This window comes from Chryseobacterium aurantiacum, from assembly GCF_003020585.1.
Lineage (GTDB): Bacteria > Bacteroidota > Bacteroidia > Flavobacteriales > Weeksellaceae > Chryseobacterium > Chryseobacterium aurantiacum.
On the sequence record NZ_PXUE01000009.1, the window covers coordinates 74,288 to 80,946 of the forward strand.

Below are 6,659 nucleotides of genomic sequence, written 5' to 3' on the forward strand. Positions count from 1 at the left end.
GATAAAAAAAATGAAATTTACTAAAACATACGTAGGAGCTCTTTTCTTGTCATCAGCATTATTATTGACAAGTTGTGAAGCCGTTCAAAATTCAAATCACCAACAAAGAGGTACCGCTGTAGGTGTTGCATCAGGAGCAGTATTAGGAGGTATCCTTGGAAACAATGTAGGTAGAGGTGGAAATGGTGCTATTGGTGCTGTACTAGGAGGTATTATCGGTGGTGTTGCAGGTAACGTTATCGGTAACAAAATGGATAAGCAGGCTAAAGATATTAAAGAAACTTTACCAGGTGCTCAGGTAGAGAGAGTAGGAGATGGTATTAAAGTTACAATGAACGAAAGTATTGTAAACTTTGCTTTTGACTCTTCAAACCTTACTTCTGTAGCTCAGGGTAACCTTGAAAAATTAGCTCAGGTATTGATTAACAACCCTGATACGAATATCAACATCTATGGTCACACAGACAGCGTAGGTAAGGATGCTTACAACGTTGCCCTTTCTCAAAGAAGAGCAGATGCTGTAAAAGCTTATTTGGTAGGTAAAGGAATTGCCGGAAGCAGAATGTTCACAAAAGGTGAAGGTAAAAATATGCCGGTTGCAAGCAACGATACAGACGAAGGAAGAGCTAAAAACAGAAGAGTTGAATTCGCTATTACTGCAAATGAGAAAATGATTAATGATGCCAAACAAGGGCAGTAATTAATTTAACATATAAATATTTTCGTAAAAGACCGCCTCGGCGGTTTTTTTTGTATTTTTAGGCTGGCAATTTTGAATTTATTATTTTTGTAATTGAAATAACATAAATGAAGAAATATTTTAAACTGCTCCGGGTGGAGCAATGGGTGAAAAACCTTTTTGTATTTGTCCCTCTATTCTTTTCTGGTAACATCACCAACCTGGATCTTCTTACCAAAAGTATCTTTGCTTTTATCATCTTTTCGTTAGCTGCGAGTGTCGTTTATATTCTGAATGATTATAATGATATTGAAGCAGACAGGAAACATCCCGAGAAGAGAAGACGTCCGTTGGCAAGTGGTGCAATCTCAAAATCCAGGGCGATCGGAATTCTTGTCGGGCTGGTCATTGCAGATATTGCGCTTGTATTCATTGCTCAGCTTTATTACCATCAGTTCTTATGGAAGTTTGGTACCATCATAGCTTTTTATGTAGTGATGAATCTGGCCTATACATTCAGGCTGAAGCATGTTCCTATCATTGATATCTTTATCATTGCCATAGGATTTGTATTGCGGGTTCTTGCAGGTGGTTACATTACCGGGATTAGTATTTCACAATGGGCGATCTTGCTTACGTTTGTATTAGCGTTGGTACTTGCCATTGGAAAAAGAAGAGGTGAGCTTATCAACGCTCAGGTTTCGGGAAAAACAAGAAAAGCATTAGATGGGTATAATGTTCAGTTTGCAGATATTGCGCTGTCTATTTCCATAACGCTTGCCATTGTATGTTACCTGATGTTTACCCTGTCGCCGGAAGTTCAGGCAAGATTCCATGAAAGGGTTTTTTATACGGTGGTTTTTGTAGTTTTTGCCCTTTTGAGGTACCTGCAACAAACACTTGTTTACAACAGAACAGAATCTCCCACAAAAATTGTGTACAGAGATCGTTATATACAGGTTACCCTATTGCTTTGGGTTGCCACATTTTTAATTCAAATTTACTTTAAGAAATGAAGCCGAATTTCACACAGAAAGTTACAAACTGGGGCAATTTCCCGGTAGTGGAAAAAGAAATGAGATCTGAGGACAGCTTCAAAAAAATAAAAGAGTTTGTACTCAATCATAATGAGGTTATAGCACGAGGAAACGGAAGATGCTATGGTGATGCTTCATTGGGAGAGACTATATTTTCCACCAAAAAATTAAATAAATTCATCAGTTTTGATCGTTTAAACGGAATTATTGAGTGCGAGTCTGGAGTACTGCTTTCGGATGTACTTGAAATATCTGTTCCACAGGGATATTTTCTTTATGTAACCCCTGGAACAAAATTTATTTCTGTAGGAGGTGCCATCGCTTCTGATGTTCACGGAAAAAACCACCACGCAGAAGGCTGCTTTTCAGAATACGTTATTGAATTTAAATTAATGACGGAAAACGGGGAAATCATTACCTGTTCAAGAGAAGAAAATTCCGGGAAATTTTGGGCCACCATTGGTGGGATGGGACTTACGGGGATTATTCTTACTGCAAAATTTAAGCTTAAAAACATAGAATCTGCATACATTCGTCAGGAAAGTATCAAAGCAGAAAACCTGGACGAGATCTTTAAACTGTTTGATGAAAGTGAAAGCTGGACGTATACGGTAGCATGGATTGATTGTCTTCAAAAAGGAAAAAACATCGGAAGAAGTATTCTGATGAGAGGAGAGCATGCCTTTCAACATGAACTGCCACAAAATATGGCAAAAACTCCTTTAAGATTAAAGAAAAAATTACAACCTACCATTCCATTCTATTTTCCTGGTTTTGTATTGAATGCATTAACAGTGAAAATTTTCAATTGGTTATTCTATAAAAAACAATCTAAAAAAGAGGTAAAGAATTTTATTGATTATGAAACGTTCTTCTATCCTCTGGATGCCATTAATGAGTGGAATAAAATCTATGGAAAGTCAGGATTTATACAGTATCAGATGGTTATTCCGAAAGAAGCAGGAAAAGAGGGGATGAAAAAAATCCTTGAAACAATCGCCAATAGCGGGAATGGTTCATTTCTGGCAGTTTTAAAACTTTTTGGAAAACATAATCCGGAAGCCTACAACTCATTTCCGGTTGAGGGATACACATTAGCTCTGGATTTTAAAGTAAATTCAAAACTAAAAAAGCTGGTAGATCAATTAGACAGCATTGTTCAGGAATTTGGAGGAAGAATTTATCTTACCAAAGACAGTATGAGCAGATCATCGTTGACCAATTACCTGAAAAATATTCAAAATCCTAAATTTGTGTCTTTACAGCACAAAAGAATCATAAATAATAACTCATAATGATAGTTCTGGGAAGTACATCTGAAGTAGCACAGGCATTTGTTGAAAAAACACTTCAGGAAGGAGAAAAATTTGAAAAAATCTATCTATTTACATCAAATAAAGAAACTACAGAAAGATTTGCAAGGCATATTGATGTGAAGTTTCTACAGCAGTCCGAAGTTATAGAACTGGATCTGATGAAAGAAATTGATTACAATAGATTTGATAATATCAATTCAAATGTATTATTTTGTGCCGTAGGATATTTAGGTGATGGTACAGAAGAAGGGTTGTATGATAATAAGAATACAGAGCGTATTATTAATATCAATTACTCTAAGCTGATTCCGGTAATGAACTATTTTGCACATAAATTTGAAAGCAGAAGATCGGGAACAATCATCGGTCTTTCATCAGTGGCAGGGGATAGAGGAAGGCAGAGTAACTTCATTTATGGAAGTGCAAAGGCCGCTTTTACAGCATATCTAAGTGGTTTAAGAAACTATCTTTTTAGTAAAAAAGTACATGTTCTGACAATAAAACCGGGATTTATGGCGACCAAAATGACAGAGGGACTACCTTTGAATCCTAAGTTAACAGCCACTCCCAAACAAGCTGCAGCCTGCATTTACAAAGCTTTCAAAAAGCAAAAAGATGTAGCCTATGTATTGCCGATTTGGAGTATTATTATGATGATTATCAGGAATATCCCTGAATTTATATTTAAAAAGTTAAAGCTTTAAAAATGAAAAAATTGTATTGTTTTGATTTTGACGGAACCCTGACGTATAAGGATACCATGTTTATGTATCTTAAATTCTATGATTCTACAAAATATAGAATACAATTTTTAAGACACGTGCCTCTTTTCATTCTCTTGAAGCTTAAACTGGCGGAAACAGAAAAAGTAAAGAAAAGTTTTATCGGATCTATCCTTAAGGGGCAGAGCCAGGAAAAAATTGAATTGAAGTCTAAGCAGTTTTTTGAACAGCATTATCCTAAGATTGTAAGAGAAAATGCCTTAGACTTTATACAAAATATCGATAGGAATAATACACAAAGTTTATTAGTAACGGCTTCCCTGGATATCTGGGTAAAGCCTTTTGCCGATAAACTGAAAATGCAGCTTGTTTCTACACGTGCAGAGTTTAAAAACGGTGTTTTCACAGGAAACTTTATCGGTAAAAATTGTAACGGAAAGGAAAAACTAGTCAGAATAAAGGAAGAAATCAATGATTCCAGATATGATAAAATTATCGCATTTGGTGATACTTCCGGAGATAAGCCAATGTTGAAATGGGCAAATGAGGGACATTACCAATTTTTTCACTAATTTTGGGTGATAAAAGTGTAAAAAATGAAAAGCCTGTTAATTGCATGTGCAGCCATGCTTATGAGCTGTACCAGTGCAACATCATCTCAACAAAAATCGCCTGATATGCAGAAAAATGCAGAACTTATTGCCTCTGAATCTCAAGGCGGAGCAAATGAAAGCGGCTTTAGAATCATTAAGGATGAAAAAGAATTCCTTACGGTTGTAAAGGGAGGCTTTAACTTTGTAGAAGAGGGAAAAGAATCTGCCATCAACTATCCTAAATTTCCTAAAAATAAAAAAGTTGTTTTATATAACTTGGGAAGTTTCAGATCAGGAAGCCATACCATTAATGAAATTAAAAGCATATCTGTAAAGAATAATGTCCTGTATGTAGAAGTTCCTGCAGGAGAACCATCCGGTGGAATGGAAATTCAGATACTTTCCAACCCTTGGTTTCTTTTTGCTGTTCCTGCAGATTACCAGTTTACCTCCGTAGAATTAAAATATTCAAAATAATAATGGATAAAATATATTTAGATAATGCCGCAACCACTCCGCTTGCAGATGAAGTTATAGATGCAATGGTTGGTACAATGAAAATGAACTTCGGAAATCCGTCTTCAACCCACAGTTTTGGCCAGGAAGCAAAAATCCTTATTGAAAATGTAAGAAGACAGGTTGCAGACTATCTTCATGTAACTCCTGCTGAGATCATTTTCACCTCTTGCGGAACAGAATCCAACAATATGATCATCAAATCCTCAGTAGAACATCTTGGGGTAGAGAGAATCATAAGTTCTCCTTTGGAACACAAATGTGTTTCTGAAAGTATTTTGGATATGAAAAGCAGAAAAGGAGTAGAAGTAAACTACATCCGCCCAAATGAAAAAGGAGATATTGACCTGAATAAATTAGAAGAACTATTAAAGGCTTCAGATAAAAAGACGTTGGTAAGCTTAATGCATGCCAATAATGAGATCGGAAACCTTATCGATATTAAAAAAGTAGCTGAGCTATGCAAGCAGTATAATGCCCTTTTCCATTCAGATACAGTGCAGACTATGGCTCATATGGATCTTGATCTGTCCGATATTCCGGTAGATTTTGCTTCATGCAGTGCCCATAAATTTCACGGTCCGAAAGGAGCCGGTTTTGCCTTTATCAGAAAAGCAACCGGATTAAAAGGGATCATCACAGGAGGCCCTCAGGAAAGAAGCCTTAGAGCAGGAACTGAAAACGTTGCAGGTATTGTGGGTCTTGGAAAAGCATTGGAACTTTCATTGAAGCATATGAGTGAATATACCCATCATATGCAGGAGATCAAAGATTACGCTATCGAAAGGCTGTCAGCAGAAATAGAGGGGGTAAAATTCAACGGAAGAAGTGCTGAAAAGGAAAACAGTCTTTATACTGTATTAAGCGCTTTATTGCCTTATAAAAACCCATTGATAGGGCTTCAGCTGGATATGAAAGGAATTGCGATTTCTCAGGGTAGTGCCTGTTCTTCCGGAGCATCCAAACCATCAATGGTTATGATGATGGTGCTTTCAGAAGATGATATGGATCATTGTACACCATTACGTATTTCTTTCAGCCATATGACAACAAAGTCAGATATAGATGCATTGGTGAATGCACTAAAGGAAATTTCAAGTGATTACACTATAGAAAAAACTAATGTTGAGCATAGATAGTCTTATGATGTAAAAATCGTAATTTTGAAGACTCAACAATGGGAAAAACAAGAAAATAATATTAATTAAAATAAAAGAAACAAGATGGCTTTAGAAATTACAGACAGCTCATTCCAGGATACAGTTTTAAAATCAGACAAACCAGTATTAGTAGACTTCTGGGCTGTATGGTGTGGACCTTGTAGAACTTTGGGACCAATCATCGAAGAAGTTGCTTCAGATTTTGAAGGAAAAGCAGTAGTAGGAAAAGTGGATGTAGACAACAACCAGGAAATTTCAATGCAGTATGGTATCAGAAATATTCCTACTGTTCTTATTTTTAAGAACGGAGAGGTGGTAGATAAGTTAGTAGGTGTAGCTCCAAAAGAGGTAATCGCTGAAAAATTAAGCGCTCACTTATAAAAAAAACTATTGTGATAATGAACGCCTTCCGTTATTGGGAGGCTTTTTTTTTGAAAATAATTTGCGGGTAATAAAAAAAGGTGTAATTTTGCAACCACGAAAAAGAAACGAAGTTCTTTAACAAATCAGATCCGGTAGTTCAGTTGGTTAGAATGCCGCCCTGTCACGGCGGAGGTCGCGGGTTCGAGTCCCGTCCGGATCGCAGAAGTTTTATCAATTTCTTTAAAAAATTGATCCGGTAGTTCAGCTGGTTAG

General features: G+C 36.5%; 8 protein-coding genes and 1 tRNA gene. All 9 read left to right on the forward strand.

Features of this window, described 5'->3' with window-relative positions:
* Positions 1–10 precede the first annotated feature (10 nt).
* The 9 genes from C7D53_RS20565 to C7D53_RS20605 all read left to right on the forward strand — a co-directional run bounded on the left by C7D53_RS20565 (position 11) and on the right by C7D53_RS20605 (position 6,606).
* Positions 11–700 carry an OmpA family protein gene (locus tag C7D53_RS20565; RefSeq protein WP_106918264.1) on the forward strand — a complete coding sequence of 230 codons (690 nt, stop codon included), beginning with the start codon at positions 11–13 and terminating at the stop codon, positions 698–700.
* Between the two features lie 107 nt (positions 701–807).
* Positions 808–1,695 carry a decaprenyl-phosphate phosphoribosyltransferase gene (locus C7D53_RS20570; RefSeq protein ID WP_106918265.1) on the forward strand — a complete coding sequence of 296 codons (888 nt, stop codon included), beginning with the start codon at positions 808–810 and terminating at the stop codon, positions 1,693–1,695.
* Positions 1,692–3,011 carry an FAD-binding oxidoreductase gene (locus C7D53_RS20575; RefSeq protein ID WP_106918266.1) on the forward strand — a complete coding sequence of 440 codons (1,320 nt, stop codon included), beginning with the start codon at positions 1,692–1,694 and terminating at the stop codon, positions 3,009–3,011. Before C7D53_RS20570 ends, C7D53_RS20575 begins: the two co-directional genes overlap by 4 nt.
* Positions 3,011–3,736: an SDR family NAD(P)-dependent oxidoreductase gene (locus C7D53_RS20580; RefSeq protein WP_106918267.1), complete on the forward strand. Its 726-nt coding sequence runs from the start codon at positions 3,011–3,013 to the stop codon at positions 3,734–3,736. The genes C7D53_RS20575 and C7D53_RS20580 overlap by 1 nt, the downstream gene beginning before the upstream one ends.
* Before the next feature lie 2 nt (positions 3,737–3,738).
* On the forward strand, positions 3,739–4,326 hold the full coding sequence (locus C7D53_RS20585; protein WP_106918268.1) for an HAD family hydrolase: 588 nt from the start codon (positions 3,739–3,741) through the stop codon (positions 4,324–4,326).
* A 24-nt stretch (positions 4,327–4,350) separates the two neighbouring features.
* A complete protein-coding gene (locus C7D53_RS20590; protein ID WP_106918269.1) occupies positions 4,351–4,824 on the forward strand; it encodes a hypothetical protein in 474 nt (157 codons plus the stop codon).
* Between the two features lie 2 nt (positions 4,825–4,826).
* Entirely contained in the window at positions 4,827–6,002 is a 1,176-nt protein-coding gene (locus tag C7D53_RS20595) for a cysteine desulfurase family protein (protein ID WP_106918270.1), read from the forward strand.
* Positions 6,003–6,086: 84 nt separating this feature from the next.
* A complete protein-coding gene (gene trxA / locus C7D53_RS20600) occupies positions 6,087–6,404 on the forward strand; it encodes a thioredoxin (protein ID WP_027374941.1) in 318 nt (105 codons plus the stop codon).
* A 128-nt stretch (positions 6,405–6,532) separates the two neighbouring features.
* Positions 6,533–6,606 (forward strand) — tRNA-Asp (locus C7D53_RS20605).
* Positions 6,607–6,659 lie beyond the last annotated feature (53 nt).